This is a genomic window from Kitasatospora sp. NPDC052868, assembly GCF_044547105.1.
GTDB lineage: Bacteria > Actinomycetota > Actinomycetes > Streptomycetales > Streptomycetaceae > Kitasatospora.
The window spans coordinates 21,310-46,791 of record NZ_JBITZW010000003.1; the positions used below are offsets into that span (position 1 = coordinate 21,310).

General features: G+C 69.0%; 27 protein-coding genes. 2 read left to right on the forward strand and 25 right to left on the reverse strand.

The features are described from left to right. Window positions 1-247: 247 nt before the first annotated feature. The 21 genes from ACIGZJ_RS06565 to ACIGZJ_RS06665 all read right to left on the reverse strand — a co-directional run bounded on the left by ACIGZJ_RS06565 (window position 248) and on the right by ACIGZJ_RS06665 (window position 17,694). A complete protein-coding gene (locus tag ACIGZJ_RS06565) occupies window positions 248-676 on the reverse strand; it encodes a hypothetical protein (RefSeq protein WP_199840503.1) in 429 nt (142 codons plus the stop codon). Beyond that, window positions 673-1,143, reverse strand: coding sequence for a hypothetical protein (locus ACIGZJ_RS06570; RefSeq protein WP_053684462.1), 471 nt, complete (start codon window positions 1,141-1,143; stop codon window positions 673-675). The genes ACIGZJ_RS06565 and ACIGZJ_RS06570 overlap by 4 nt, the downstream gene beginning before the upstream one ends. Next, window positions 1,140-2,582, reverse strand: coding sequence for a type IV secretory system conjugative DNA transfer family protein (locus tag ACIGZJ_RS06575; RefSeq protein WP_053684465.1), 1,443 nt, complete (start codon window positions 2,580-2,582; stop codon window positions 1,140-1,142). Before ACIGZJ_RS06575 ends, ACIGZJ_RS06570 begins: the two co-directional genes overlap by 4 nt. A 31-nt stretch (window positions 2,583-2,613) precedes the next feature. Continuing rightward, window positions 2,614-2,865 (reverse strand): hypothetical protein, encoded by a 252-nt coding sequence (locus tag ACIGZJ_RS06580; RefSeq protein WP_159040800.1) that lies wholly within the window; start codon window positions 2,863-2,865, stop codon window positions 2,614-2,616. A gap of 8 nt (window positions 2,866-2,873) precedes the next feature. Beyond that, complete coding sequence (locus tag ACIGZJ_RS06585) at window positions 2,874-3,194, reverse strand: DUF6238 family protein (RefSeq protein ID WP_396456254.1); 321 nt, start codon at window positions 3,192-3,194, stop codon at window positions 2,874-2,876. Between the two features lie 65 nt (window positions 3,195-3,259). Beyond that, window positions 3,260-4,696, reverse strand: a complete 1,437-nt coding sequence (locus ACIGZJ_RS06590; protein WP_053684469.1) for an ATP/GTP-binding protein — start codon at window positions 4,694-4,696, stop codon at window positions 3,260-3,262. Next, window positions 4,693-6,219, reverse strand: coding sequence for an SCO6880 family protein (locus ACIGZJ_RS06595; protein ID WP_053684471.1), 1,527 nt, complete (start codon window positions 6,217-6,219; stop codon window positions 4,693-4,695). Before ACIGZJ_RS06595 ends, ACIGZJ_RS06590 begins: the two co-directional genes overlap by 4 nt. A gap of 3 nt (window positions 6,220-6,222) precedes the next feature. Continuing rightward, window positions 6,223-8,124, reverse strand: a complete 1,902-nt coding sequence (locus ACIGZJ_RS06600) for a hypothetical protein (protein ID WP_234349693.1) — start codon at window positions 8,122-8,124, stop codon at window positions 6,223-6,225. Next, on the reverse strand, window positions 8,105-9,406 hold the full coding sequence (locus ACIGZJ_RS06605; RefSeq protein WP_396456255.1) for a hypothetical protein: 1,302 nt from the start codon (window positions 9,404-9,406) through the stop codon (window positions 8,105-8,107). Before ACIGZJ_RS06605 ends, ACIGZJ_RS06600 begins: the two co-directional genes overlap by 20 nt. A 3-nt stretch (window positions 9,407-9,409) precedes the next feature. Beyond that, on the reverse strand, window positions 9,410-9,748 hold the full coding sequence (locus tag ACIGZJ_RS06610) for a hypothetical protein (protein WP_030460595.1): 339 nt from the start codon (window positions 9,746-9,748) through the stop codon (window positions 9,410-9,412). Window positions 9,749-9,797: 49 nt separating this feature from the next. Next, a complete protein-coding gene (locus tag ACIGZJ_RS06615) occupies window positions 9,798-10,775 on the reverse strand; it encodes a bifunctional lytic transglycosylase/C40 family peptidase (protein ID WP_053684473.1) in 978 nt (325 codons plus the stop codon). Window positions 10,776-10,785: 10 nt separating this feature from the next. Beyond that, window positions 10,786-11,187: a hypothetical protein gene (locus ACIGZJ_RS06620; RefSeq protein WP_234349695.1), complete on the reverse strand. Its 402-nt coding sequence runs from the start codon at window positions 11,185-11,187 to the stop codon at window positions 10,786-10,788. 676 nt (window positions 11,188-11,863) lie between these two features. Beyond that, entirely contained in the window at window positions 11,864-12,406 is a 543-nt protein-coding gene (locus ACIGZJ_RS06625) for a hypothetical protein (protein WP_396456256.1), read from the reverse strand. An 82-nt stretch (window positions 12,407-12,488) separates the two neighbouring features. Continuing rightward, window positions 12,489-13,709: a DUF2637 domain-containing protein gene (locus ACIGZJ_RS06630; RefSeq protein WP_053684479.1), complete on the reverse strand. Its 1,221-nt coding sequence runs from the start codon at window positions 13,707-13,709 to the stop codon at window positions 12,489-12,491. Continuing rightward, on the reverse strand, window positions 13,709-14,479 hold the full coding sequence (locus ACIGZJ_RS06635; protein WP_234349696.1) for a DUF6195 family protein: 771 nt from the start codon (window positions 14,477-14,479) through the stop codon (window positions 13,709-13,711). The genes ACIGZJ_RS06630 and ACIGZJ_RS06635 overlap by 1 nt, the downstream gene beginning before the upstream one ends. Further along, window positions 14,479-15,159, reverse strand: coding sequence for an ATP-binding protein (locus ACIGZJ_RS06640; RefSeq protein ID WP_053684510.1), 681 nt, complete (start codon window positions 15,157-15,159; stop codon window positions 14,479-14,481). The genes ACIGZJ_RS06635 and ACIGZJ_RS06640 overlap by 1 nt, the downstream gene beginning before the upstream one ends. Window positions 15,160-15,209: 50 nt before the next feature. Then, window positions 15,210-16,073: a hypothetical protein gene (locus ACIGZJ_RS06645; RefSeq protein ID WP_396456257.1), complete on the reverse strand. Its 864-nt coding sequence runs from the start codon at window positions 16,071-16,073 to the stop codon at window positions 15,210-15,212. After that, window positions 16,070-16,432 carry a hypothetical protein gene (locus tag ACIGZJ_RS06650; protein WP_159040802.1) on the reverse strand — a complete coding sequence of 121 codons (363 nt, stop codon included), beginning with the start codon at window positions 16,430-16,432 and terminating at the stop codon, window positions 16,070-16,072. The genes ACIGZJ_RS06645 and ACIGZJ_RS06650 overlap by 4 nt, the downstream gene beginning before the upstream one ends. Before the next feature lie 57 nt (window positions 16,433-16,489). Then, a complete protein-coding gene (locus tag ACIGZJ_RS06655; RefSeq protein WP_053684484.1) occupies window positions 16,490-17,077 on the reverse strand; it encodes a WhiB family transcriptional regulator in 588 nt (195 codons plus the stop codon). A gap of 96 nt (window positions 17,078-17,173) precedes the next feature. Next, the gene (locus ACIGZJ_RS06660; protein ID WP_159040803.1) at window positions 17,174-17,374 is read right to left on the reverse strand and encodes a hypothetical protein; all 201 of its coding nucleotides are present in this window, start codon (window positions 17,372-17,374) and stop codon (window positions 17,174-17,176) included. A gap of 8 nt (window positions 17,375-17,382) precedes the next feature. Further along, entirely contained in the window at window positions 17,383-17,694 is a 312-nt protein-coding gene (locus ACIGZJ_RS06665) for a hypothetical protein (protein ID WP_053684488.1), read from the reverse strand. A 243-nt stretch (window positions 17,695-17,937) separates the two neighbouring features. Here ACIGZJ_RS06665 and ACIGZJ_RS06670 point away from each other — a divergent pair, with 243 nt between their 5' ends. Then, a complete protein-coding gene (locus ACIGZJ_RS06670; RefSeq protein ID WP_234349697.1) occupies window positions 17,938-18,918 on the forward strand; it encodes a helix-turn-helix transcriptional regulator in 981 nt (326 codons plus the stop codon). A 55-nt stretch (window positions 18,919-18,973) separates the two neighbouring features. On the opposite strand, the gene ACIGZJ_RS06675 is transcribed toward ACIGZJ_RS06670, so the two are convergent. The 3 genes from ACIGZJ_RS06675 to ACIGZJ_RS06685 are packed head-to-tail and all read right to left on the reverse strand — an operon-like array spanning window position 18,974 to window position 21,878. Then, window positions 18,974-20,158, reverse strand: a complete 1,185-nt coding sequence (locus ACIGZJ_RS06675) for an amidohydrolase family protein (protein ID WP_053684492.1) — start codon at window positions 20,156-20,158, stop codon at window positions 18,974-18,976. Window positions 20,159-20,181: 23 nt separating this feature from the next. Then, the gene (locus ACIGZJ_RS06680; protein WP_053684494.1) at window positions 20,182-21,297 is read right to left on the reverse strand and encodes an MAB_1171c family putative transporter; all 1,116 of its coding nucleotides are present in this window, start codon (window positions 21,295-21,297) and stop codon (window positions 20,182-20,184) included. 2 nt (window positions 21,298-21,299) lie between these two features. Further along, window positions 21,300-21,878, reverse strand: coding sequence for a hypothetical protein (locus tag ACIGZJ_RS06685; RefSeq protein ID WP_053684511.1), 579 nt, complete (start codon window positions 21,876-21,878; stop codon window positions 21,300-21,302). 642 nt (window positions 21,879-22,520) lie between these two features. Here ACIGZJ_RS06685 and ACIGZJ_RS06690 point away from each other — a divergent pair. After that, window positions 22,521-22,952 (forward strand): pyridoxamine 5'-phosphate oxidase family protein, encoded by a 432-nt coding sequence (locus ACIGZJ_RS06690; protein ID WP_053684497.1) that lies wholly within the window; start codon window positions 22,521-22,523, stop codon window positions 22,950-22,952. A 552-nt stretch (window positions 22,953-23,504) separates the two neighbouring features. On the opposite strand, the gene ACIGZJ_RS06695 is transcribed toward ACIGZJ_RS06690, so the two are convergent. Continuing rightward, the gene (locus tag ACIGZJ_RS06695) at window positions 23,505-25,121 is read right to left on the reverse strand and encodes a recombinase family protein (protein WP_053684499.1); all 1,617 of its coding nucleotides are present in this window, start codon (window positions 25,119-25,121) and stop codon (window positions 23,505-23,507) included. Between the last annotated feature and the right edge of the window lie 361 nt (window positions 25,122-25,482).

The window sequence follows — 25,482 nt, forward strand, 5'->3', positions numbered from 1 at the left end:
GCCGTTCCCTGCCGTCGGTGGGCTCTAACCGCCGCGAGGCCCGAAACGTGCCTGTCCCGGCCGTCGTTCAAGCTCGGTCAGCCAGCCCATCACCTCTGATCACGATTACGTAAAACGTTGTGTCATCAGTTCAGGGCTGGCTGTGTGCGAGTTCTCGGCAGGCCCTCGTCCGGTCGGAGCGGTGCACCGGTTTGCCACGAGCCCATTGGCTGCGGATCATGGTCCGCGCAGCCGACATCGTCACCGGTTAGACGGCAGGTGCGCCTGGACGTTCAGGCTCGATCCGCGCCGCTGCCAGAGCGGCTTCGCCGTACGCCGCGTATGGGCGCCGCGCCGGTTGCGAGGTGGGCGTGGACTCGGCGTGCGGTTCCCCGGCCCCCTGCGTGGTGACGGTCGTCAGCACCTGTTCGGCGCGATCCAGGGTCAGCCGGACTGCGCCGAACCGGCCCACTGCGAACCCCGTCCGGTACCCGTGCAGGTGGAGCTGTTCCACCGCTTGGACTCCGGCGTCGACGTCCGGTGTGTCAGAGGGTGGGACGAGCGCGTGCAGTTCTTCCTGCCACTCCCATCCCAGATCGCGGAGCACGGAGCGGGCCTCCACCTGCTCCCAGCCGCTTCGGGCAAGCAGGCCGCGCTGCGGGTCGGTGTCGAACACGATGTGGGGGTTCGAGGTCACGTGGCAGCTCCGGTGTTCTCTTCGGTCCAGGCTGCGAGCTGGAATCGTGCGGGTCGGTCTTCGTGTCGTCCAAGGCGGCATTCGTCGCCTGCCTTGCCGAGCACCTTGTTCATGCGGCTGACGAACCGGTCGTACTGCTCGTGCCAGACGACGGTTGAGCCCGCGTCGGCGTAGGCGTCGTCTCGGGCAAAGGCCAGGGCGGCGATCTCGTACCCCAGGCCCTCGTGCTGCTTCCAGCAGGGAGGGATCACGTCCTGCGGCTGCCAGGCGTACGCCTCGTTCAGCCAGCGGCACACCGCGTCGAGCCACGTCGGCATCGGCTCGATGAGCTCGGCCGACAGCGCGCCGAGGTCCCACGGCGGGGGTCCGTCGACCACGGACTCCTCCGCGCTCCGCTCCGCGATGTACTCCAGGATGAGCGCGGGCGCCTCGGGGAAGGGCTTGTACTGGGCGAGTGGATTCGTCACGCGGCGGCGCCCCGGGCGGCCCAGGCGGCGGCGTGAGCCGCGGCCTGCTTCTTCTTCGCCGCGGACCGCCGGCGGCGCTCCGTCTCGTTCGCTTCACGCAGCTGGTGGACGTGCGCCTCGATCTCCGGCCAGGACTCCCAGGTCCACATGCCATCGAGTCGGGTGATCACCGGCGGCAAGTTGTCGGCGAGCACGAGCGCGTGTCCTTCTTGCAGCGACCTGATCTCGTCGCTCCGCAGGACCGGCTCCAGGGCCATGTGGGTGGCGGTCGAGTGGCTGCCGCGGTCGCCGCCGCTGCTGGTCTTCGTGGTGCGCTCGCGCTCGACCTGTCCGCAGAGGTCCGACAGGTCCTTGAGGAAGCCGGGGTCCTTCGCCCCGCCGAAGACGATGACGTTGTTGGTGAAGCTCGCCAGCTCGTTCGCGGTGTCCTCGCCGAACCGAGCGCGGGCCGATGCCCAGCCTTGGAGGCCGATGATCACGGTGATCCCGCGACCTCGGCCGTCGGCGACGCGCTGCCGCAGGCTGGGGATCGGGGCGATGTTCGGCGCTTCGTCCAGCCCGCCCAGGAGGGGTGGATCGAGTCTGCCGGCAGGCGACGCGACGGCGTGGGCCTCGGCGATGTCGAGCAAGTCTTCCGTGATCGCGGTGGTCAGCGGAGCCACGCTGTTCACCTCGGAGTCCTTACCGAGCAGGTAGACGGTGCCGCCGGCGTCGAGGAGTTCGGCGAAGTCAGTGGGGTCCTCGCCGTCTCCCAGCAGGGCCCGGACCACCGACTCGTGCATGAGGGGGGCAAGCGCGGCGTCCAGGGTCGAGGCGGTGTTGCCGACGGTCCGGCTGTCGCCGCTGGTGGCCGTTCGGAGCATGTCCGCCCAGCCGGGCCCGGCCCCGGGGTGGGCGTCGAGGATGCCGACCGGCGCGGGGTCGGTCAGCTTGCGCGCCCACTTCAACACCCAATCCAGGCTCGCCCCGTCGAGCGCGGCGGCGTGGAAGTACGCCGCAAGGATCTTCGCAGCCTGGCCCTTGTAGAAGGCGGCGCCCTCGCTTGACTGCGCTGCCGCCCCCGGGGTGCGCGAGCCGGCGACGAACGCCTTGGCCCGCATCATCGCGGTCTCGGTCTCGGCGGCGCCCGCGATCGGTGTCCACCGGAACCTCGGCACGGAGGGGGCGATGTCCTGCGGGTCGAAGGCCAGGACCGGCCTGCCGCCCGCTCGCCGAGCGTCGAGGGTCAGTTCGACCAGATCCGCCTTTGTGGAGGTGGCGAGCACCGGCCCGGGCCACCGGCGGATGGTCGGGGCGAAGAAGCGGAGCGTCTTGCCCGAGCCCATAGGGCCGATGACCCGGCACGCCTTGTCGGCGCGGGACCAGAGGTCCACGCCCTTCGGGCGCTGGGAGGTCCCCAGCGAGTAGCCGAAGTCGTGAGGGGAGAGGGGGTGTTGCATGACGTGCTCCGAGAGAGGGGTGAGAGGAGGGTCAGCGGGTGGCGGATCGTTTCTTCGCCAGATCCACCGCCGGGCGGCGCGGGTTGTCGTCACCGCGGGTGAGAGAGGGCCGGATCTCCGTGGCCTTGAGAACGGCCGAGGCCGACAGCTGCCGCTTGAGCAGGCCCTTGTCCGCGAACCCTGCGTTGCGGGCGGACCGCTTCATCAGCAGCCAGACGGTGGCCATGGCCACCGCGCAGACCGCCGCGATGGCGTACAGGGCCACGGAGATTCCGCTGGGCATGACGTCCACTACGCGGCCCGCTGTCCGGCACGGGCGGCGAGGTAGCGCATGCGCCGGCCGCAGAGCTGGGAGATCGCCGCATCAGGCCCCGCAGACCGCGGAGGGGCCGTGTGGAACGCGCGGTGAAGGTCCTCAGCCGCACGCCACAGGTGGGTGACGGCGGTTCGGACGCGGCCCCCGGCTGCGGAGTAGTCCCCGTGGTCGAGGGCGGTGGCCAGCGCCTTCGTGCGCCGTGCCAGTTCGAGGGCGTCGGCGTGCAGCTGGTCGATGTCCCCGCGGACCGCGTGGTGGTCGGTCGGGAGCACGGTCCCGGTGGTGGCGATGGTCATGGAGTGCGTCCCTTCCGGATCTTCCTGGACGTGGCCGGTGGTCAGGTGGAGGTGACGGGAGCCGCTCACGCGGCGTCCGGGTAGCTGGAGGAGACGTCGGTCATCGAGCCGGAGGAGAAGCACAGGTGCTGTTCCGCCACCACCAGCAGGTGCTGCACGGCGGGATAGATCACCTCACCCACCACCCACAGGGCGATTCCCCGACGCAGACGCACGATGTGGTCCGCCGTCCACCCCGGCAGCCCCAGCCTGGACACGGTGGCTTCCGCTTCGGCCTTTTTCATCGAGTAAATGACCACGGTGTCGGCCATTTTCAGTGCCGCCTGCGTCTCAGGGGAGTCATCAATATCTGACAGGTGATGGACGATGAAAATGCACGACAACCCCAGGCCGCGCGCGAATTTCAGGAACTTTTCGAGCAGGGCGGCCAGCTGAGGGGTGCCGAGAATATGCCACGCTTCCTCAGCAATGAGAATGCGCTTGCGCTGGCTGTAGCGGCGGCAACCCGTCGCCCGGTTCGGCCCCACCTCCCAGGCGCCGGAGTCCGCATCTACCACCACACGCTCGTGCTGGCTCGGCTCCGTCCCGCACTCGCACAGCGGTCGCAGCCACACCTCTTCCAGAAATACGGAGATCACGGCTACCAAGATCGTCATCGCGACGCCGCCCGAGGGAACCTTGGTGAGGTCGAAGACGACCATGTCGGTGTCGAGGCCGACACCAAGGCTGGTCGGCCCATCGAGCATGCCGACGAGGTCGCCTGTCGAGTCCTGCTCACTGCCGCACAGCCGGTCCAGGACGTAGCTCGCTTCGAGCCCGTCAGCGAGCAGTTCGTCCCGGGTCCGCTGCTTGGCGACAGCGTCGGACTCCTCCGGTGCCCGGAGCGCTTCCGCGACATCGGCCAGCACCGGTGTGCGGCCGAGGGAGTCCGCCCGGTGGTGGGCCCTGCGGATCGCGATCCGCAGGGCGGAGCCGGCGAACTCGTCCAAGGGCTTGCCCAGCCCGAGCTCAACGATCGTCCTGACCAGCTCGACCTGCCGCTTACCCGCGATGGCGGGGTCCATTGGGTTGATGCAGGAGGCGCCGGACCCGCCACCGGGGGCGAACTTCACCGGGGCCTTGCCGGTGAGCGACCGGCCCAGAGCCGCCCATTCGCCCTCTTCCCTCTCTTTCTGCTCCTTCGTGTCAAGCACTACGACTTTCCGGCCCAGGCGAATCTGCCGAGCTGCGTAGGTCTTGGTCAGGGAACTCTTTCCCCGGCCGGTGTCACCCATGACGATCATGTTTCCGCCGGGCAAGCCGTCGCCGAATGCGCTGAAAGGGCAGTAGATGAATGCCTTTCCGGAATACAGTTCACGGCCGATGATCGCGCCTGCGCTGCCCAGGGTCGGCGGCGCCACCGGCAGGTACAGGGCCTGGCTGGTGGTCGTCTCTGTGTAGAGCGGACGGCGCACGGTCTGGTGCATCGGGGACAGCGGGGCGAGGTTCAGCAGGTCACTCACTTGATGCCTCCGGCGAGGGGCAGGGTGTTGGCGAAGGCGCGGGCGTGTTCGAGGTCGAGCCACTCGATCCGCAGGTTCGAGTTGCGTGCGCGGCTCGCGGTCGTGCGCTTGGTGCGCTCCAGTTCTTCGACGCTGCGGGCGGAGATCGTGATGTAGCCGACGACTGCGGCGCCGGCCGCGCCGGAGGCGGCCAGGGCCATGCCGCGGGAACCGGTGGCGTTCGCGGCGATCTGGTCGCGGGGGTCGATGTTCTTGCCGCGCTGGCGGTCGCGGTGCATCTCCGCCTGGTTGTTCGTGTCCTCGGCGAGCATGCGTTCCACGGCCTTGTCGTTGGGCTCCAGCTGCTGCGTGATGGAGAAGGTCCGGATGACGTCGGGCATCCCGATCAGCAGGGGCGACAGGAAGCCGGGGCCGACGGGGGTGGTGGGCCAGCTGGCGACGTAGGCCGTGGCGTGGAACCAGCTCTCGGTGCTTCCTGCCGCGCGGGTGGCCACGTGGGTGCCCTGCCGGACGTCGACGTTGCGGGGGAAGGCGTGCGCCCGGGGAAGGTCGGTGTCCCAGATGGCGTGGTCAGGGTCGTAACTGTTACGGATGAGAGCCGTCATCCTGCCCTCGTCCAGCGGGGCGACCACCGAGAGGTCGGCGTCCTCGGCGCGGGACCACAGCTCGTCCAGGTAGATGGCCATCGCGGCGGCGATCCCGTCGTCACCGCTTCCCCTGGCGGAGCCTTCGGCCGCCAGGTCCCGGGTGAACTTCGCGTGGATGGTGATGTAGTACCGGTGCTCCTCGGCGCTGGTCGACACCGCGTTGGCCAGCTCGTCGTACGAGTCCTTGAGCCACTGCGGGGCGTTGGCCGTCGCCGCGGACTGGTCGCGCTGGGCGATGAACCGCTGGTGGGCGTACGGATCGGACTTCATCTGGCGGGCCAGGACCTGAATCCGCTTGACCGGGTGTTCCTCGACGTTGCCGAAGGCGTCGAGGACCTCGCCCCAGCGCTCCAGCGCGACGACCTGTTCGCCGACGTCCTTGCCGCCCAGGCCAGGAGAGGTGACCTCCAGCGCGGCGGTGACGCAGCCGGCCTCCGGCTGGAGGACGACGACGGCCTGCTGCCCGCGAACCGTGACCGGTACCCAGGTCATGCCCGCGATGCCTTCGGGCTCCGTCAGTGCGGCGTCCGGAGGAGTCCCGTCCCTGCGCACGCCAGCCTCGACGGCGGGCGACACCCAGACACCGCCAGTACGGCGGAGGGCCTTGCGGTGGTAGCGGTTGATCCGCCACCAGCGGTAGATCGAGCGCCGCTGGGACGTGCCCTTCGGCCGGTAGGGCGCGTACACGAGCACCAGGGCGAGCAGGATCGGCAGCGCGAGGCCGGTAGCCGCGAGGACGGTCGCCCCGCTGAACGCGAAGCCGAGCATCAGGCCGATCACGGCGCCGCTTCCGAGAACGACCTGTTCGCCGAGGTCGCGGCGGCCGACCAGCCCTGTCGGGCGGTGCTTTCCGAACTGATATGTACGAGTCGACATGGGTCATCGGTCCTTGCTGGGGTCGGGCCGCCCGGGTGCTTGTCCGCCAGTCGGCCGTGAAGGCGGCGCGGGCGAGACGGAGGGCCCGGGGCCCGAGGTGGTTCGTGGTGCGGGGGAAGGGGAGGAGTGCGCCGTGGACGGGCCGGGCGCGGGGGGCGCCGGTGCCGGGGGTGGAGCCTGTGGAGGGAGTGGCCGTGCGGGACTCGGTGCCCCACCGGTGCCGGTCGGGCGCGCGGGTGCGGGACTGCCGCTGGCCGCTGGCCGGGCCGGGCCGATGACCGGGCCCGAACCGGTGCCCTGCGGGCGGGCGGTGGCCGGAGCGTCGGACGCCGCGCCGCCGCCGGAGGGCGCCGGAGCCGGGCCGACGACCGGGCCAGAGGCTGCTCCGCCCTGCGAGCGGGCGGTGGCCGGAGCCTCCGATGCCGCGTGGCTGCTGGCCGCAGACCAGTCCGGGGCGGAGCCGACGACAGAGCCGGACGCCGTGCCCCCGGGTTGGGCGGTGGCCGGTGCTTCGGAACCGGCGTGGCCGTTGGCCGCGGACCAGTCCGGGGACGAGCCGACGACCGGACTGGAGGAGGTGCCCGTCGGGGCGCCCGGTGCTCCGGTGTGGCTGCTGTCCTCCGCTTGCCCGAGACCACCGTTGGCGGCGTCGGAGCCCTGCGCGCCGGGGGAGCTGGCGGCCTTGTTCTTCGCCATGTCGAGCCCGGCCTTGGCCACGGCCGCCCCGACCGCGACGGGCCCGCCAGCGGCAGCGGTGCCGCCGCCCATCTTGGCTCCGGCCGCCTTGACGCCGGCGGACTTCCCGCCGCCGCCCACCAGGGCGTCCTGCACCCGGGAGTTGATCGCCCGGTTCGCGTGCTGTCCGGGACCGTCGATCGCGGCGGCCGGGCCGGAGGACTGGGCCGTCTTCCGGTCGTGGTGGAGCTGGGCCATGTGGTCGCCGAACTCCGGCAGCCACTTGTACAGCGTGGCCGACGCGAACACCGCGAGGAGGAGGATCAGCGCGCCCACCAGGGTCTTGGAGACCTGGTCGGACATGGAGCCCGTGCTGTCGCTCAGGACCGCGCCGCCCAGACCCAGCAGGGCGAACAGGACCGGCTTGCTGAGGCCGATGGCGAAGATGGCGCCGAACCACTTCTTGCTCTTGTTCCACAGGTCGCGATCGACCAGGCCCGCGTTCACGACGGGCCCCAGAGCGACGGCCACGTAGATCGCGGCGCTGCGGATCAGCAGTTCGATCCACATCAGCAGGGCACCGGCCATCATGATCAGGTTGACGACCAGCAGCTGCCCCACACCCTCGCTCGGGTTGGCCGCCATGACCTTGAGGATGTTCTCCAAGAAGGGCTTGAAGTTCTCCGTTGCGTAGGGCTCGAAGACGGCCGTGACCTCGTCGATGGCCTTGAGCAGGAGGGCGAGAGCTCCCGGCGTCATCGCGTTGACCACGAACTGGAGGAGGAGGAAGCCGATCGCCTCACCCATGGCGGTGGTGATGCCGACCCCGCGGACCGCCCGCTTGGCCACGGCGATCAGCCACAGGGCCACGGTGAGCAGGGAGGAGGCCGCGAAGATGATCGCGTACTGCTTCAGAAAGCCGGGCGAGGTCAGGTCGATCTTGGTGGTGGCCTGGATCAGCTCCAGCATCTTGCGCAGGAACCAGATGTTGGCCTCCGTCAGCTTCTGCAGCAAGAAGCCGAGCGGGTCCTTGACGAAGTCGATCGCGGCCTTCGCCTCGCACACCATCGGGATGTAGCAGAACGGGTTCGCCACTGCGGAGGGGACGAAGAGGAACCCGATGACGACGTTGACGATGGCGATGGTCTGGAGCCTGCGCCGCCAGCGGCTCGGAGCGGTCCGTTCTACTCGCAGCAGGCCGGGGGCGTCGTCACGCAGTCGCAGGCGCATTGCCGGCACCCCCCACCTCGGCGAAGGCGTCCGCCGAGTCCGCCTGCTGCATCGCGGGCGGGGACGGAACGAGCGGCGCGGACGGCGTGACGGCGGTCGTCTTCCAGGTGCCATCGACCCAGACGAGGTCCACGGTCATCCGCAGGAAGGCGACCTGCGGGCGGCGAGTCTCTTCCTTGCCCGCGACCCCGCCTGCCGACGCGGTCCACAGCTCGATGCTCGCGGCCTGGTCGGAGCGCGAGATGGTGCGGGTCGCCAGGACAGCCGTCCGGGTGATCAGCTCGCTGCCGTCCGCCGACTTGCCGTCCGTGCCGACCCCGCGGTTCTCCGCGACGAGGCGGGCCGTTGCGTCGGAGTCCGACGTCACCGACTTGAGCACGCTGGGTGCAGCGGTGGCCGCGAGCATCCGGTGCCGCCACTGCTCATCGGTGAAGAAGCGCGTGTCGCCGTAGAGCATGACGGCGCTGACCGCAGCTGCACGTGCCCCCCGCTCGCTCCGCTCGTAGGGTGCGGGAAAGCCGTCCGGCCGGAGCGCACCGGTCACGACCGGGTCGTCCGCAGCGGCCGGCACGTAGCCGGAGAAGTCCCCGGCGACGTTGGACGCCTGCCGCGCGTCGATCGGTGCGACCAGCCCGGCGGCGCTCGAACTGTCCTTGAGCTTCCAGTCGTCGGCCTCCCACACGAGGGTCACCGTCACCGACCGGTACCCCGCCTTCGGGGTCGCATGCCCGGCCGCACTGCCGCGGACGGTCGTGGTCCACAGGCGAACCATGGCCCCCTGGTCGTCGTAGCCCAGGATGCGGGCGGAGAGGACGCCGGTACGGGCGATGGACTGTTCGGCGGAGAGCTCAGTGGTGTCGCCCCGGAGGGAGGCGACCGCCTGAGTGGCGGCCAGGTCGGCCTTCTTACCGACCATGTCGGCGGCATCCCGCGCGGCCATGGCCGCCACGGCGCGGTGGCGACGCTCGCTGTTGGTGAGGAAGGCGGCGCTGCCGCTGACCACGGTGTAGTTGGCCGCCGCCGCCTTCGCGCCGTCCTGCGTGTGCGGGTAGCCCACGGCGACACCGTCGACCGTGCGGGCGCGCTCCACGTTCACCTGCGGGGCCGCCTGGACGGGCGCGGACGCCGAGGGGGCGGACGTGGAAGGGGAGCCGGTGGCGAGGGTGACGATCACCCCGGCCGCGGTGACGACCGCGACGCCGCCGGCGGCGATGCCCGTGAGCTTCGCTGCCGGCCGGGCCGCCTTTGAGGAATCGTTTCTCCTGCGGAGTCGTGAGGTCACGGGTCACACGCCCATGCCGTAGGTGATGCCGAAGATCGTGCCGAAGCTGGCCACCAGGAAGACCACGGTCAGGCCGCCGACCATCAGCCCCTTGCCGCGCGAACTCTCCATCGTGGAGTGGCCCTCGCCGAACCAGCCCTTGGACTTGCCGACGCCGGCGAGGAACGCGCCGGCGCCGATGACGAGGGTGACGGCGGCGATGACGCCGAGGATGACCTTCGCGGTCCCGCCCAGCTTCCCGAAGGGGCCCCAGTCCGGCTTGACGCCGGAGACGACGTCGGCACCCGCGGCGAGGGTGGTGTGCAGGGAGGGGTCGGCGGCGACAGACAGCAGGTTGTACATGTTCAGGCCCTTTGATACGTGTGGGATGAAATGAGGGAGTTTGTAGCGATTAGCCGACGTGCCGCATGGCGATGATCTGCGGCGTCCAGTAACTGAGCGGCTTGATGCGGACCTGAGCGCCCGTGTGCGGGGCGTCGATCACTTCGTTGTTGCCGATGTACATGCCGACGTGCTCCGGGCCGGACGCACCGGGAACGGTGAACAGCAGGTCTCCCGGGGCCAGTTGCGAGACACTGGCGACGGCCGTTCCGGCTCTGACCTGGTCATAGGTCACCCGCGGCAAGTTCACGCCTGCGGCGGCCCAGGCCATTTTGGTGAGCGACGAGCAGTCGCAGCCGCCCATACCGGTGTACGGCGACTCGCAGGAGCCGCCCCACTGGTACCAAGTCCCCAACGCGGTCTTCGCGGCGGAGATCGCGCGGGCCGCTCCCTTGCCGGCCGGGAGGTCCGGCTGGACGGCATCCGCCCACTTGGCGGCCAGGTCGCGGATGGTGCGGACGTAGTTCCGGGTCTCTTCGTACGGGGGGATGCCGCCGTACTTGATCACGGCCCCGCCGCCCGCGTTGTACGCGGCGAGCATGTTCTCGGTGGAGTCGCCCGGTACGTTCTTGACTTCCTTCGCCAGGGTGCAGTCGTACTTCGCCTGTGCCGCGATGGCGTCGGCGGGATTGCGGATGTCCTTGATCCCGTCGCCGTTGCCGTCCACGCCGTGCTCGGCCCAGGTCCCCGGCATGAACTGCGCGATCCCGAGCGCACCCACAGGGGAGACGGCGTCGGGGTTGAAGTTGGACTCCGTGTACAGCTGGGCGGCCAGCAGACTGGCCGTCACCTGCGGGCACAGGCCGGCGTGCTTGTTGATGAGGTCGCGGACCCAGCCGGGCACGGGTGCGTCCGTCTTGATGCCGCCGCCTGGGCCGGCCTCCTGGGCGGAGGCGCTGTCGGCCCCGCCGAACGTGGTCAGCAGGGCGACGCCGCTGATCAACATGGCGGAGACGAGGCTCAGGCCGAACTTCGAGCCCTTGTTCATCAAGGCCCCGTCACGCCCAGGGCAAGGCGGTGACCCGCCAGCCCTGGGAGGTGTGCTCAAGTCGCAGGGCGAGCTGTTCGCCACTTCGCCGCGCGGGACCGGAGGCCGGGGTCGTGGTGAGGGTGTAGCTCACCCGGACCAGGGCGACGGCCCGGGTGGGTGCCGGTGCGCCGTCGGGAACCGCGGTGGAGGTGATCTCGACCGCCTGCCGGGCCTGCTCGGCGCGGAGCGCGGCCCAGGCCGCTTCCTGGCCGGGGCGCTTCTGGCTGAGGATGGGCGCCAAGTCGCCGGATGCGAACTGGGCCGCCCTGGCTCCGGCGTCGGCGAACGAGGCGTCCTTGCCGTCGCGGGCGTCGTGCTCGGCGTAGGCCGCGGTGAAGGCCCGCGCGGTCTGTTCGATGTCCGCCAGCAACGAAGCGCTTGGCGGTGCCGCCGGGGCTTCTGCGACCTGGACCGCAGTCGTTTCTGCGGAGCCCGCCGAGATGGTGTTCGACTGCGCGGCCGAGGAACGGGGGGAAGCCTCCGGGCCGCTGGAGCAGCCAGTCGAGAGCGCGGCCAGTGTGCCGACAACGCCCATGGCTGCGGATATGCGTATGAAACGGCTGGATCGAGGCATGGGGAATCCACAATCTCGGTGCAAGGGATTTGAGAGAGCGGGTGTTGCGGCCCAGGGGGAAGGGGCCGCAACACCCCTTCGCAGAGGAGGGGGATTGCCTCTGCGGGCTTTATCGGCGGGTGCTCGCCGTAGAATCCACGGGCCACGGGCGGATCTGTGCCGTCCTGGTCCGGTAGCTGTTCACTGGGTTCACCGGCAGACCTTCATCCAGGTCAGATGCCGTTTCCAGTGCCCGTCAGCCCGTGGCATAGTTCAGGGGGGACGGTGTGCGAAAAGCGTCCGCTCATATCAAGGCCATCAGCCCCTCTCAGGAAAATGAGAGCCCGAAATCCGGGGCTCCTGCGGGCCGAAACGCCTTGTGGCGTTGGCCGTGCCTGAATCCTCACAGGGGTCTGCGGACAACTCGAATCAACAAAAAAGCCGGAACCTAATTCCTGGAATTAGGTTCCGGCTTCTCGGTCTGGAGGCTGGGTTACTCGGCCCGGCGGAGGTGCTCGATCGCCACCCCGAGCCAGGACGCGGCAGGCCCGGCCACCAGCAACGGGGCGCATCTGCTGTACGAGAGCACCAGCCCGTGCGGTCCTGCCGTGAGGTCGGTGAGGAGGCAATGGTCGAACGGCATCCAGTCCATCGAGCTGGTCGGCCGGAGCCGCACTCCCGTGGAGGTCAGGACGACGCGAGCCGGTGTGTGGTCACGCCACTGCGGTTCGGCGGCTGCCTCAGCCTCCCGCCGTCGCCGGGCGTCGAGCGCGTTGGGCACCCACTGGCGGCCGAACGTCGGGTGGTTCTCCCAGTACCCCGTCGACCGCGGATAGACGACGTTGGTCCCGTAGAAGCGGGCGGCCGAGCACCACACGTCGGCGAAGGCGGTCTCTCCCACGGTCAGCGGGACATCCGCCGCCTCGACCGGCAGCAGCCGGCCGCCGTTTTGGAGGTGTGCCGCGAGCGCGGACGCGGCGTGCACGCCTTCGGTGAGCGCGGTCTCCTCCGCGTCGTTCTGACGGCGTCGCCACATGGCTGTTCCTTCCTGGTCTGCGGGGTTGAGCGCGGTCGCTGCGGTGGAGACGGCAGCGACCGCGCGGCCCGATGAGATGAGATCACCAAAGGGCGCTGGAGGCAGCGGCGGGGGCGGTCGCGCGCTGGTCCGTCTCGTCCTTCAACCGGGCCAGCAGAACGCCCAACCGGTCATTGCTGATGGGCTGCCGTGCGCGGACGGCCTCCTTGATCGCGTCACGGCTGATCCGTCCGCTCTCCTGGTAGGCGGCCCGGGCGACCGGCAACAAGTCCTCCAGCCACTCGTCATCGGCCTCCCGGTCCTGCGACGGTTCGGCGTCGTCCCGGGCGGCCGGTCCGCCGTCGTCCTCAGGGGTGGGGACGGGCGTCGGGGCCGGTGCTTCAGCCGCTGCCGGGGACGGCGGCGCTTCCCGGTCCTGAGACGGTTCGGCGTCGTCCCGGACGGACGGCTCGTCGTCGTCCGCGTGGGCGGAGACCGGAGCCGGCGCCGGTGCCTGGGCACCCGCCGGGGAAGGCGCCGGTACCTCCCCGTCCGGGCTGCCGGAGGGCTTCCCGTCCGCCGGTCCTTGCCCGTCGTCCTCCTGGTCCGCCGCTGCGGACGGTCGCGCCCCCCGCTCGTCCGCAGGAGGCTCCTGCGTACGGTGCTCTGCGGTCTTTCGCAGGTCAACAGGCGTGCGGACCGTCCGGGACGGTGCGGACGAGGCGGGCGCCGTCCCGGAGTGGGCGCCGGTGTCCAGCGGACAGGGCACAGCTGCCTGCACGCCGCTCGCGGAGTCCTCGGCACCTTCGCGGACCGGTCCGGGACCGCCATCCGCCCCGTCCCGGACGGACAACTCGACGGTCCGCGCCATCAGGATGTACAGGTGGACCGACCCCGCCAGCGCCAGCGGCGCGAGCATCGACAGCACCCCGACGACGCTGTCCGCGAGGTGCAGTGCGGACTGCGCGGACTGCGGACCGCGGTTCAGCGTGATGGCGTGCAGCGCGTTCGCGCCAAGGCTCGCCGCCGTGGCCGCCAGGAACAGGAACCAGGTGTACAGGCGGGACAGGAACGGCTGGTGGCGAAGCAGGACGATCGCCCTCACCCCGTACGCAATGAACCCGTCGATGAACAGCGGGAACAAGTACGACAAGGTCTCGCGCGCGTGGATCGCTATCGCGATCTGCCGTAGTGCGTCGTAGGAGAATGCGAAGCCCGCCGCGCCCAGCAGGATGATCGCCGTCCGGTCCCAGAGGGTCATGCTCCTCAGCGGGATCGCGGACTGCTGGCTGCCGATCACCGGGTCTATGTGCGCGTGGGACATCAGAGGTCGCCCTCCTCGCGCGGGTTGATGAACTGCCAGGCCGGGGTCTGGGAGAGCAGTCGGCCGAGCTGTTCCAGAGAGGTCACCTCGTGCACGTGCTGGCTGGGGCAGCTCATGCAGGACACCCGCAGAGTGATGGACTCCGTGCCGCCCTGGTCGGAGTAGTACAGCTCCAGGTGCTGGCCGCCGACGGTGTCGAGCGAGGCGAACGCCTGGAGGTGCTCTTCGAACGACAGGAGACCCAGCGTCTGCCACTCCAGCGTGGCCGCCTCGGAGCCGAGGAGTTGGCGGGCGAAGTGGGCCGCCGCTTTGGTAGACCGGGGGCCCCAGGTGTGGAAGGCGGCTTCCCGAGCAGCGGCGCGTCGCTGCTCGCCGGCCGTGAGGTGTTCGGCCGCAGAGACCATGATCGGGTGGGGCATCGCGGGGCCTTCCATGGAGTTGCTGGTGGAGATGGTGTTGCCGTCGCCGGGGGCATTGGCGAGACGGAGCAGGACGTCCGCGTGACACGGCACGTCGAGGGGGCAGGTGCACATGAGGTCGAGGCCGCGAAGCGCGCGGGCGAACTCGTCCGCGTACAAGCTGCCGACTGGCCCTCGGAGCGTCGCGGCGAACAGGTCCACCGCTTCCTCTGCGTCCATCGGGGGCCCGGCTGGTGACGGGCTTCGGTCCCCGGCCGTGAAGGGATTCGCGTAGGGGCTGTGGGGCCCGACGTATGCACAGGCTGTGGACAGGGCGGCGGCTGGTGCTACCCCTTGCAGGCGAACGGGCATCAGGCTGCCCTCCCGCCGCGTCGGCGGTCCGCGCCGATCATCGGGACCAGGCTGGTCACCATCTCGGCCAGTCGGCTCGCCACCCGGGCCCCGACGAAGCCAGTCAGGTCGGGTCCGGTCTCGTCCCTCGCGGGAAGGTTGGACGTGATGACGGTCGGAAGGCAGTGGTTGTACCGGTAATTGATGAGGCGGTACGTCACCTCCTCCACCCATTCCGACGCCTTCGCGGTGCCGAGGTCGTCCAGCAACAGGTACTGCACCTCGCTGAGCCGCCGGAGCTCACGTTCGGCAGAGCCCATGACCTGGGAGGGCCGCAACCTGCCGTACATGTCGGCGCTGTTGACCGCGATCAGCTCGAACCGGTCCGGCCCGCCGGCCGCGATCCTCCGCAGTGCGCCGTACGCCTCGTGCGTCTTGCCCGTGCCGGTCTGGCCGGTCAGGAGCAGGGCACCGGCGGCGGCGTTGTCGGCCAGAGCGCGATCGGCCCAGGCTTGCACCTCCGGGAGGCTCGCGTCGGCGTCGCGGTACCGGGGAGGCGTCGCGGCGTTCCAGCGGCCCAGGGCGTACTCCGCGCGGGCCCGGCGGTGCCACTGCTGGTGTCCCGGGTTCTCCTCCGGCGAGTCGTCGTCCATCGCTTCCGGCACGGCCTGTAGCCCTCTCGCTGCGAGTATCCGTTCCATGGCCCGCAGGGATGCGGCGCTGCCCGCGCGCTCTGGGTCGGGAGCCATGATCAAAATCCGTTCTGGTAGGCGCTGGGCTGGGCGGTGTTCTGGAAGGGGACCCACGTTCCGGGCTGCCTCCGCAGCGGGACGACGTTGGTCCGGGCCGCCAGTTCCGGGGCCTGGTCGGGGAGGTCCGCCCAGATGCGGAGCAGGTATCGGGCGGACAACGGCGGGCGCTCGGAGTTCCAACGTCGGGCGACCATCTCGACCAGCCGTTCGTGGCCCCAACGGGCCGCGAGGGCTGTTACCCGATCCCATTCAGCACCGGTCAGCCGCCAGCCGACGACCATCCCGGCCCCGGTCATCGCCGCCACCAGCTCCCGGGCGCCTTCCGGGACCTCGACCGAATCCTGTCCGGCAGGGACTTCCCGGAGATTTGAATCAGCGAAGCTAGCTTGCTTTTTGGTGGTGGTAGTACTCCCGTAGGGAGTACTACCACCACGCGCACGTGAGGAAGTAACTTCCGGCTCTCCGGGAAGAGACTTCCAATTCGAGTCCGCCGCCGGAGATTTCCGGGAAGCCTCTTCCTGGAAATCTCTTCCGGCTTGTGGGACGCCGGAGCCCGAAGAAGGAAGTTCCGTCCCCTGGTGTGGTGCCGTCCCGCCGGCCTGGCCGACGAGGAGGATGGAGTACCTGCTGGGGTTGGACGCCCCTCCTCCGCGTTCACGGCTCAGCTCCCCGAGCGATGCCAGGTCCCCGAGGCACGTCGTAATCGAGCGGACCGTCAGCCCGGTCAGCCGCGATATCTCTTCCAGAGTCAGGGTCGCGTGCCCCTGGTCGTCCGCCTCCCGGGCGAGAGCGAGCAGGACGAGCCGCGAGCCCCTGCACGCCTTGGACGACGACCACACCAACTCCGTGGCTATCTCGCTCATCCGAAGTTCCCGTCCGATATCTCTATTCGCCGCGCCGGCACAAGGCCGAAGGTCTGGTCGTCCTCCGGGATGTACCCCTTCTGGTGCGGCTCCGGGGTCAGATAAAGATCCCCGGTCGGAAGGTAAAAGTCATGGGCGACCCGCCAGTCCGCAAGGTTGCCGAAAGTCCGGCGGACCAGCCGCGCCACGCCATCTTCGGTCTTGTGATCGAGAAATGTGCGGTAGAAATCAGGCTCGAAGAGGTAGGTGAAGCCCCTCCGCACCGGAAAGATCCGGACCAGCACCGCAGTGGGCGCAACCTTCCTGATTTCATCCCCGAGACTTGTCCGCGCCGAGGCCATAGGATTGTTCTGAGACATGGGTAAGCTCCAGGTCGCAAGGAATTCCTTGCGGGAAGAATCGTTTCCTTGCGGCCGTCAGGCTGCGTCAGCACTCCGGAACAGCGGCGGGGCCAGTTGGGTTCGGCGCTTCTGCCGGTGGGCCCGTGCCAGCTTCAACAGGTAATCGTGGGTGATTCCGAGTCCCCGCGCGACAGCGGCGGCGTCCATCTCGGGGTCCGCCGCGAACCGGGCGATCACCTCATTGCGCTCGGCCTTGCTCAACGCCGCAGTCGAGCCGCGCAGCGCCCGACGCACAGCGTTCGTGTCCATGCGCTTTTGCCAACTGGCGCGCAGAGCAGAGCGTTCCGAGGCGATCAGGCCCCCACGAATCCCGAATTCCTCGTCGTTGCGCAAGGACTCGACCAGGCAGCGGGCGGCGGTCGTCAGCGGGCAGGCCGCGCACAGGTTCAGCGGTCTGATCAGGGAGAGCCCTAGTCGTTCCACCGTTTCGATCGGGTCGGACTGCGGGCTGTCCCCGCAAGGGAAAAACATGTCGGTATCCCGCCCGGAACACCGGGCATTTTCGGCCCAATGCTTCCCCTGGGCCTTCTCGGATTCCCTAATGAGGGGGCTCCAGTCGCCCCGCAAAGCCGCCTCGGAGAGGTCGGATATTGTGGTTCTCATTTCGCCTCATGGTGCTAGCGGCACGCAGCGCCGTATCCGGCCGGTGCAAGAAAAGGAATCAAGAGTCGTTGGAACTCTCGTTAAGGGAGGCGTAAGTTACGCGGCTTCGCTGTTGACCGAGACGTCGGTAACAGGCTTAGCGAAGTTGTAGACGCGCGAGTCGCCGGGGATCGAGAATTCGACGTCGAGGATTTTCCCCAGCGTTTCCCACTTCTCGTGGTCCCAGTCCGGCGAGGCGTCGAGTTGCGCGCTCACCCAGGCGTCAATGGAAGCGTCGAGGTCGTTCGCGTCAGCCACGGCCGCCCTCACGCTTCCAGCCCGCGAAGGGTGGCCGTCCGCAGGTCGAATGCGTGGCCCGTCGCCGCCCACTGCGCGTGGGGGAAGGACCTGATGATCCACCGCGCGAGCGTCAGGGCCCGGGCGCGGGGGACTCGGAGGGTTCGGCCGCGGTCGTCCACTGCGGTGAGCCGCAGGTGGGGCCACAGGGTCCGAGGGCCCTGGAGTCGGACGTGGACGACGACGGCGCCGGGCAGCATGGCGGCGAGCCGGACGGCGAGACGCTCAGCTGGCCCCGAAGCGATGTCCTGCTCCGGGTTGCGCTCCGTAGTGGGGGTCATGCGACACTCCTCTATGTGGTACGCCACTCCGTTGATGCCGTGCTAGGAGCACGGAGTGGCTGTGCGTGACCACGCGCCCTCGCGAAAGGGAGCAGGTCACAGGCTGTCTGGCGTCCGGGAGGTGCGAACTCACGGGCGCCGATGGCGTTTTGAGGGGAGGGCGCGCACGCCGACGGCGGGCGGGTTCCTCCCCTCCACCACGCCGGACCCGGACAGGATCGGCGCGGTAGGGAAGACGAGGGGGTGCGAATCCCCTCGTTTTTCGCTAAACTGAAGCTATCCCAGTTCCAGAAAAAAGTCAACGCGCCGAGGTTTCTTCGGTTCAGCCAAAAAAGGGGTGCCATGCCAGCCCGCCGCTTCGATCGACTCCGGGTGCGCTCGGTGCGTCGAGCTGCCGAGATCCCGCAGTCCGACGTGGCCCAGGGCGTCGGGGTCGGGGACTCGACGGTGGCGGGTTGGGAGCTGGGCAGCTCGGTTCCTGACCAGGAGAAGCTGCCGGCCCTCGCGCGGGTGCTTGGGCGGCCACTCGATGAACTCTTCCCCCGCGGCGGGCCGCCTGACCTCACGGACCTGCGGTGCGACGCCGGCCTCTACCGCAAGGAGACGGCGGCGGTCATCGGCATGAAGAGTGACGGTCCCGTTGCCGGAGCCGAGGGAGGCGTCCGGCGCCTCAAGGACCGCTACGTCGCCCCGTTGGCGGACGCCTACGGTGTGACCGCCGAGGACCTCTTGCGGGCGCAAGAGCGTTCATTTTCGAAGCATTCGGGCGGCGAAGAGGCCAGTGCCGAAGATGCCCCCGAGGACGCCCCTCGCACGCTGGCCGAGAAGATCACGCTCATGCTGGAGCGGTCTTACCCAGCGGGGACCGCGCCGGGAGACGCCGAGATCGCGGCGGCGGTGAACGCCCACGCCGGGGCCGAGGTCACGTCGGCTGCCGAGATCGAGAGCTTGCGGACGGGCCGGAGCGAGGATGCAGCACCGGTGGTCCTGGAGGGATTGGCCAGCTTCCTCGGCGTCACGCGCATGTACTTCGAGCCGGACGAGGAGGTCGTCCGCCAGGTTTACGAAGGACTCCGGCTGATGGGGGCAGCCAAGCAGGGGAAGGTAGGCCGGGTCCGAGCCCGGGGCGTCCGCGCCGAGGGCCTGCCGGCCGGGGTCTTGTCGATCCTGAACGACCTCGCCACCGAGCTGGAAAAGGCCGACCCGGAAGCCGACACGAAGTAGTGCCTGCCCCGTGCCCGCCAGGGCTGGGGACAGGCACTACTTCGGTGTGCTGTTCCTACTGAGCCGCGTCCGGCTGATAGCGCTGCCCGGCCGCGATCACGGCCTTGATGTTCCGCAGTGTGGCGAGGTCAGTGAGTGGATCGCCGTCGACCAGCAGGAGGTCCGCGCGGAACCCCGGGGCGATGCGCCCTGTTGTCGATCCCAGGCCGAGGGCGGCTGCTGCCTCGCTCGTCGCCATGTCGATGATCGAGCTGTTCGCCAGGCCCAGGTGGGAGTAGAACGCCAGGGCCGGGATCAAGCCATCAAAGCCCGCGCGCTGCACTCCGGCGTCGGTTCCTGCCACCAGGCGCACCCCTGCGTCGGCCATCTGCCGCACGAGATCGAACATCGCAGCGGCCCGCTCCTCGCCGAAGATCCGGGGGAGCATCTGCCAGTGCGGGCTCACCGCCGGGCAGACTGCAATCCGCCGGTCGATGATCTCCGCCAGCACATCCTTCCGGAGTTCGAGACCGCGGTCCGTCATCCAGGTGCAGTGCTCGATCGTGTCCACACCCGCCGCGACAGCTGCGGCGATGCCGTCCGTACCGTGCGCGTGCGCGGCCACGGGCACGCCCGCGTTGTGCGCTTCGTCCACCAGAGCAGCGAGTTCGGCAGCGTTGAACTGGCTCTCGTGGCTGGCCGGGCCGCCCTTGGTCAGGCCCCCGCCAGTAACCATGGCCTTGATGACCCCGGCGCCAGCGGCGACGTTGCGGCGGACCAGGTCGCGGACCTCGGACTCGCCGGAGACCTCGCCGCCGAGGAAGTGACAGTGGCCGCCCGGCGTGGTCAGCGGGGTGCCCGCCGACACGATCCGCGGACCGGGAAGGTTGCCCTCGCTGATCGCCGCAGCGAGCCGTAGCGCGAGGCCGTTGCGGTCGCCGAGGTCACGGGCGGTGGTGACGCCGCTGTTCAGGAGCTGCTCGGCGCGGCGGCGCATGTCCTCGAAGAGGACGTCGTCCGTCGAGTCCTCCAGCGTCGATACCGGGTCCGGGCTGCCGTCGAACGCGAGGTGGACGTGGGCGTCCACCAAGCCCGGCAGCACTGTCCCGTCGAAGGCGAAGCGGGGAACATTGGCGCTGGCCTGCTGCTCGATCTCCTCGCGCGGGCCGACAGCGGCGATCGAGTCGCCCTCGATGAGCACCGCGCCGTCTTCCAGGTACTGCCCCGATGCGATCAGTACCCGCCTGCTGGTGATCAGCATTTCGTCTCCTCGATCGTTGCCTGTCACGCCGCATCTCGCAGCGCGTCGGACACCGCAATCAGTTGCTTCACATCCGACTGCCGGTCGCTGCCCAGCGCCATGGCCAGGGGCACAGGCGGTCGCGGTGCGGGGACACCATCTCCGATCCGGGCCGACGCCCGGTGCAGGCGCGCGGCAAGTTCCTTGGCGTCGATGTCCAGGAGGCCCCCGTCCTCGCCGTCATCGAGCAGGTGCGGGCTGATGTCCACCAGGCCGTCTCGGCACTCCACGATGCGCCGGTGGTAGCGCCGGTGGACGCCACGCGCCCGCCAGCGGTCGAGCGCCGCGGAGGAAGCCGGCCGCAGGACGTTCTCGGGGTACGCCTCGCTCAGCAGCTCCCACAGCGGGGCGAGCCGCCGGTGGTCGCGGCGGTGCCGGAGCCAGAGACGAACAGAGGAGATCCGGGCCCGCGCCCCGGAGTATGTGATCCCTGCCGCGAACAGCAGGATCGACGCCACCAGGAGGAAGGCTACGGGCGCCATCACCGCCTGGGGGATGTCAACTCCAGCCGCGCGGATCGCGACGATGACGGCCCGGATCGCGCAGGCCACGGCCATCGTGCCCAGCCCCACCGCAGCCATCCACAGGCCGGTGGAGTGGGGACGCCGGGACATCCGGGCATAGCGGCGAGTCCACCGGGCCGCCATCGCGAGGGCGTACATCAGGTACAGACCGGCGCCGGCGTAGAAGAAGGCGATCTGCGGAATCGTCATGTCGGCCGTGCTGAACGAGCCGGCGAAGACCTCGTGGGGCACCGACAGGGCCGCCACCGTGATCGCCACGATGACGACTGAGACGAGCACGCCTTCGTTCCGGGCCCGGACCCGGCTCGCTTCGCTGTCGGAGGCCGAGTGGAGGTAGAAGCACATCAGGTAGTAGACGGCCAAGAGCAGCAGCACGTTCTGGATCAGCTTCGCCGTCCCGTGGCCGGCGACCATGTCGACTCCGGAACTCCCACCAGGCATGGTCACCGGGTACGACAGCGCGGCACACGCCAGGCAGAGCGTCACCGCTCGCAGCGGCCGGTCGCCCGGGGAGCGCTTGAGCTGGTACAGCTTCCACAGGAGAGCGGCCAGGAGAATCAGGAGGAGCGGTTCCATGGTTACAGCCACCCCCGACGGTCACTGAGCGCCGCTTCCACACGGCGCACCTCGGGGTCGTCCGACAGCGGCGTGGTTCCGTCCAGCACGGACGACCACTCCAGGATGATCGTGGCCACCAGCTCGACGGAGCACTCTTCGCCGTCGTCGTATGAGCAGCGACGCGCGACGCGCTTGATCGTCTCGGGGGTGAACACCGGCAGCATGCTGGCCCAGCCCTCAACGAAGACGGCCGTCTCGTCGGCCGTCTCCTCGGCCGGTGCATCCTGCGCGGACGCTTCCGCCGCAGCCCTCGCCGCGGCTTCCTCGTTTTCCGCGACGAGAATGTGCCCGATCTCGTGGAGCAGGATGTGGTCCTGGTGCAGGCGCGTCGTCTCCGCCTGGTAGAGGATCACGTCGTAGTCGTCGTACTCGACCCACATCCCCGACGGCCCCGGCTTCGGCAGAGGAGCCTCCCGCAGGTACAGAGGCCGTCCCCGCCGCCTGCTGAGCGCCTCGCAGAGCTTGTGTACGTCGAGCGGAGGCGTGATCCCGAGGTCCTGGAGCTCACGCCGGATCAGCCGGTGCAGGTCCCTCTCCACCGTCCGGCTCGCCGCCGGACGCCAGCGGCCGAGACCCCAGCCCCGGCCCACTCTGCCCTTCGTGGGCACCTCGCCAAGGCCCGCCGCTCGAAGGCGGCCCTTCCCTGACCACATAGTGCGTAACACCTTCCGACAAGCGAGTGATGGCTCCCCCGAGCCGGGCGACACCGCACCTCGTGAAGACGCTGGTCAGGTCCCCCGAAGTCGGCGGCGGCAGCGCCGCCCACCCGTACGTCCCACGGCTACTGGCCAGGCACAAAGCCTGGCCCCAGAGCGCATCGCCGCAGGTGACGAGCCTCGATGGAGCTTCCGGGGACCTCCCATGGACATTACGTGACGTCCCAGCCAAGGCATGGCCGAAAACCCATGATCAACTTGAATGCCTCACGGGTGCCTTCGGGGTGGCAAACTGTGCCAAATCGCCCACGACCTATTCGATCAAGGCGTTGAACTGCGCGTTTGACAGACGCCGCTCGCATGTGGCGGCGGATGGTTGAGGGGTCATCCTGTTACTGATCCGTGATCTTCTGGCGGTGCGGTCGCCTCGTCTACGACCCTTGATCGTAGAAACCGCAGCTCAAGTGGGGTGTGGCCATGCTCACTTCGGCGCAGTACCGGTGAAAGCCGCTATACGCTCAAGTCATGCCAAACGCCATATCCAGCCAACCCGACAGCTACATTGAGTTCTGGTCCGAGTACCATCTGTGCACGCTGACCACGCTCCGCCCGGACGGTCGACCCCACGTCGTACCCGTCGGCGTGACGCTCGACGCCGACGCCGGCGTGGCCCGAGTCATCACTCGCAAGTCCAGCAAGAAGGTGGACAACATCCTCGCGGCCGACGGTCCGGCCCGCGTTGCGGTGTGCCAGGTCGACGGCGGCCGGTGGGCGACCCTCGAAGGCACCGCGGAGGTCTGCACGGACACCGCGGCCGTCGAAGACGCCGTCGAGCGCTACGGACAGCGGTACGGCCGCACGCCGGCTCCCGACCCGGAGCGTGTGGTCATCCGAATCTCGGTCGAGCGGGCGATGGGCCACACGGCACCGGCCGCCCGGCGGCCGTCGGCGGCTTGAGCGATCGGCCTAGCGGTCAGCGGTGGGGACCAGCCCGCTGTTCACCGCGCTGACGTGCCGGAGCGCCGAGGCGAAGGTCTGCATGGGACCGCGCGCGGGAGGCTTCGGGCCTACGAGGCGGAGACACAGCCGCACCCGGTGGTGAGGCGCTCGGAGATACCCAGGGAGGGACGGCGTCGGGGCCGGGCTGGAGGAGCGCTTCGAGGTGGTCCGTGGCGTCCGGCCGGGTGGCGGCGTGGCACGGCCACCCGGGGCAGGCGCCGGAGCGGAGCGGCGTGCGCTCGATGATGTGCCTGCACCGGGTGCAGGTGGTCATCAAGGGGTCTGTGCTGCGGTGCTCCACTGATCCGGTCCGTTCGTGCTCGCGGTCCTGGTCCTCATCGAACGTACGGCTGCGCGGAACGCGACCGGGAGCGACGGCAGCGTGAGGTCGGCCACGCCTGCCAGGGCAGCACCGGGCCCAGTAGCCGACGTGGAGAAGGGCGGGGCCGACATGAGAGTGTCGGCCCCGCCCTTCTCCAGGTCGCTCGGCCCCTCCGAGCAGCGGCACCGCTACTTCCACACAGGGATGAGCCGCTTGGGGTTCGGCGTCTTGTTGCCCTTCTGCCCCGGCAGGACCTGAACAGCAGAAAATATCTCGAAGAGTACGTGGCGCTTCTGTGAAAGGTCATACTCGCCAGCAAGCCACTTCTTGGCTACGTCGTTGGGTGCCTCGTTCTGCACCTCTGCTTCCAATTCGAATTTGGCTCGCTCGCGGCGCAGCCTCTTGACTTCTTTCTCCAGTGGAATGGCCAAGCGATAGAACATGTCGGCGGGGACTTCGTCCTCCTGCCACTTCTTTTCGAGTTCGGCGAGCTTGTCTGCCTTCTGCTGGAGTTTATGTTCGTGCGGCCACGCGACCGTGACCGGGATGTAAGTTGCCTGGGCCTTTTTCAATTTCGCCAGCACCAGGCGTTGGAGTTGCTTGTCGACCATGGGGCCGGAGATCGAGTTGTGCGAGCACGACGAGCAGGTGTAGACGTATGGGCTGCGCTTGCTCTTGGTCTTCGAACCGCCCATGGGCTCGTTGCAGACGCGCTTCGTGACCGCCCCGTTGATCTCTTCCTCGATGCGGTACTGGCAGCGAAGCAGTGTGGAACCCATGTACTTGATAGTTTTCGGAATTCCGGTAATCCTCGCCGTACCGGAACCGCGGGCAAGATAGGTGCTTCCCGGTCCGAAGGTCGCACACACCGCACGCCACTTTGCCGGCGTGGTCACCGTCTCCCAGACTCCCACGATCGGAGAACCGTCGTCATCGAGGGCGAGTTCGCCACAGTTCGCGCGATATCCGCACACACGTGGAGCGGTCATCATCTGCGTGAGCGTCTGCGGAACGATTTCGCCTCCGCGACTCCCTTTCAATCCCCGCCGCTTAGCTTCGGCGCAAAGGGTGCTCATTTTCTTTCCCTTGATGCGCCCGTCAATCGCCCATGCGAGAAAGTCTGACTCGACGCGCCGAAGCGTCTTCCGGTCTTCCTCCCAGCCGAACGGCCGTGGTCCGCTGTGGGGCAGGCCGTCGATTATTCGGTCCTGGTGCCAGTCGCGGATTCGACGCTTCTTCTTCATGGACTCGGCCTTGTTGACCACCGCCATGATGCCGGTCTTGATGATCTCGCTTTCCTCGGTGAGATCCATCGGCCCCGACGGGGTGTAGAAGCGCCGGCTGGGGTCGAGGGTGATCGCCTCGACAAAGTCCTCCCAGTCCCGGTCCGTGCGCTGCACGCGGTCCTGGTCTACGCAGATGACCCCGTGGACCGGGTAGCCCTCTGGGGTGTGCCCCCGCTTGAGGTCCCGAAGCATCGACTGGAAGTCCGGCCGCACAACGTCGCGCTTCGAGGCCGAGAGGTCGTTGTCGGTATACCGGTGAACGATCACGGCGCCATGACGAGCCGCGTTCCTGTCGTTGCGGCGGTGCTGGTTGGCCACGCCCTTGCCCGCTGACCACGCCGAGGTGGCGGCCTTCTTCTTGTTGTGCTTGCGCCAGTCGTCCGAGATGCGGGAGTACGCGATCAAGAACGCCGTGTCTGGGTGCAGCCGGGCAAGCTCCTCCGGTGGAGCGAGCCCGGCGGGCCTGCCGCGCAGCTCAAGATCGTCCGGCCCTGTCTCTTCGGGCGGCACGGTGGACATGGCGTGTTGGTGACTGATTGTGCTCAAGGAAGGACTCCTATGCCACTCCGTTGATGCCGTGCTAGGAGCCCGGAGCGGCTGTGCGTGACCACGCGCCCTGGCGAGAGGGAGCAGGTCGCGGGCTGTGTGGCGTCGGGGAGGTGCGAACTCACGGGCGCCGATGGCGTTTTGAGGGGGGCCGCGCACGCGATGGCGGGCGGGTCCCTCCCTTCCGCCGCGCCGGACCTAGGGCCGGCGCGGCGCGGCGGCGAAGATGAGAGGGTGCGAACCCCCTCGTTTTCGCTAAACGGAAGCTATCCCAGTTCCGAGAAAACATCAACGTGTCGAGGTTCCTTCGGTTCAGCCGAAAACGGGTGCCATG

Excerpts from the sequence above, each read along its gene's own strand:
- ACIGZJ_RS06630 (WP_053684479.1), bottom strand. The coding sequence starts at position 13,709 with ATGTCCCACGCGCACATAGACCCGGTGATCGGCAGCCAGCAGTCCGCG.
- ACIGZJ_RS06575 (WP_053684465.1), bottom strand. The coding sequence starts at position 2,582 with ATGCAACACCCCCTCTCCCCTCACGACTTCGGCTACTCGCTGGGGACC.
- ACIGZJ_RS06595 (WP_053684471.1), bottom strand. The coding sequence starts at position 6,219 with ATGTCGACTCGTACATATCAGTTCGGAAAGCACCGCCCGACAGGGCTG.
- ACIGZJ_RS06635 (WP_234349696.1), bottom strand. The coding sequence starts at position 14,479 with ATGCCCGTTCGCCTGCAAGGGGTAGCACCAGCCGCCGCCCTGTCCACA.
- ACIGZJ_RS06665 (WP_053684488.1), bottom strand. The coding sequence starts at position 17,694 with ATGACCCCCACTACGGAGCGCAACCCGGAGCAGGACATCGCTTCGGGG.
- ACIGZJ_RS06600 (WP_234349693.1), bottom strand. The coding sequence starts at position 8,124 with ATGCGCCTGCGACTGCGTGACGACGCCCCCGGCCTGCTGCGAGTAGAA.
- ACIGZJ_RS06655 (WP_053684484.1), bottom strand. The coding sequence starts at position 17,077 with ATGAGAACCACAATATCCGACCTCTCCGAGGCGGCTTTGCGGGGCGAC.
- ACIGZJ_RS06640 (WP_053684510.1), bottom strand. The coding sequence starts at position 15,159 with ATGGAACGGATACTCGCAGCGAGAGGGCTACAGGCCGTGCCGGAAGCG.
- ACIGZJ_RS06675 (WP_053684492.1), bottom strand. The coding sequence starts at position 20,158 with ATGCTGATCACCAGCAGGCGGGTACTGATCGCATCGGGGCAGTACCTG.
- ACIGZJ_RS06680 (WP_053684494.1), bottom strand. The coding sequence starts at position 21,297 with ATGGAACCGCTCCTCCTGATTCTCCTGGCCGCTCTCCTGTGGAAGCTG.
- ACIGZJ_RS06580 (WP_159040800.1), bottom strand. The coding sequence starts at position 2,865 with ATGCCCAGCGGAATCTCCGTGGCCCTGTACGCCATCGCGGCGGTCTGC.
- ACIGZJ_RS06615 (WP_053684473.1), bottom strand. The coding sequence starts at position 10,775 with ATGAACAAGGGCTCGAAGTTCGGCCTGAGCCTCGTCTCCGCCATGTTG.
- ACIGZJ_RS06625 (WP_396456256.1), bottom strand. The coding sequence starts at position 12,406 with ATGTGGCGACGCCGTCAGAACGACGCGGAGGAGACCGCGCTCACCGAA.
- ACIGZJ_RS06695 (WP_053684499.1), bottom strand. The coding sequence starts at position 25,121 with ATGTCCACCGTGCCGCCCGAAGAGACAGGGCCGGACGATCTTGAGCTG.
- ACIGZJ_RS06585 (WP_396456254.1), bottom strand. The coding sequence starts at position 3,194 with ATGACCATCGCCACCACCGGGACCGTGCTCCCGACCGACCACCACGCG.
- ACIGZJ_RS06690 (WP_053684497.1), top strand. The coding sequence starts at position 22,521 with ATGCCAAACGCCATATCCAGCCAACCCGACAGCTACATTGAGTTCTGG.
- ACIGZJ_RS06645 (WP_396456257.1), bottom strand. The coding sequence starts at position 16,073 with ATGAGCGAGATAGCCACGGAGTTGGTGTGGTCGTCGTCCAAGGCGTGC.
- ACIGZJ_RS06610 (WP_030460595.1), bottom strand. The coding sequence starts at position 9,748 with ATGTACAACCTGCTGTCTGTCGCCGCCGACCCCTCCCTGCACACCACC.
- ACIGZJ_RS06650 (WP_159040802.1), bottom strand. The coding sequence starts at position 16,432 with ATGTCTCAGAACAATCCTATGGCCTCGGCGCGGACAAGTCTCGGGGAT.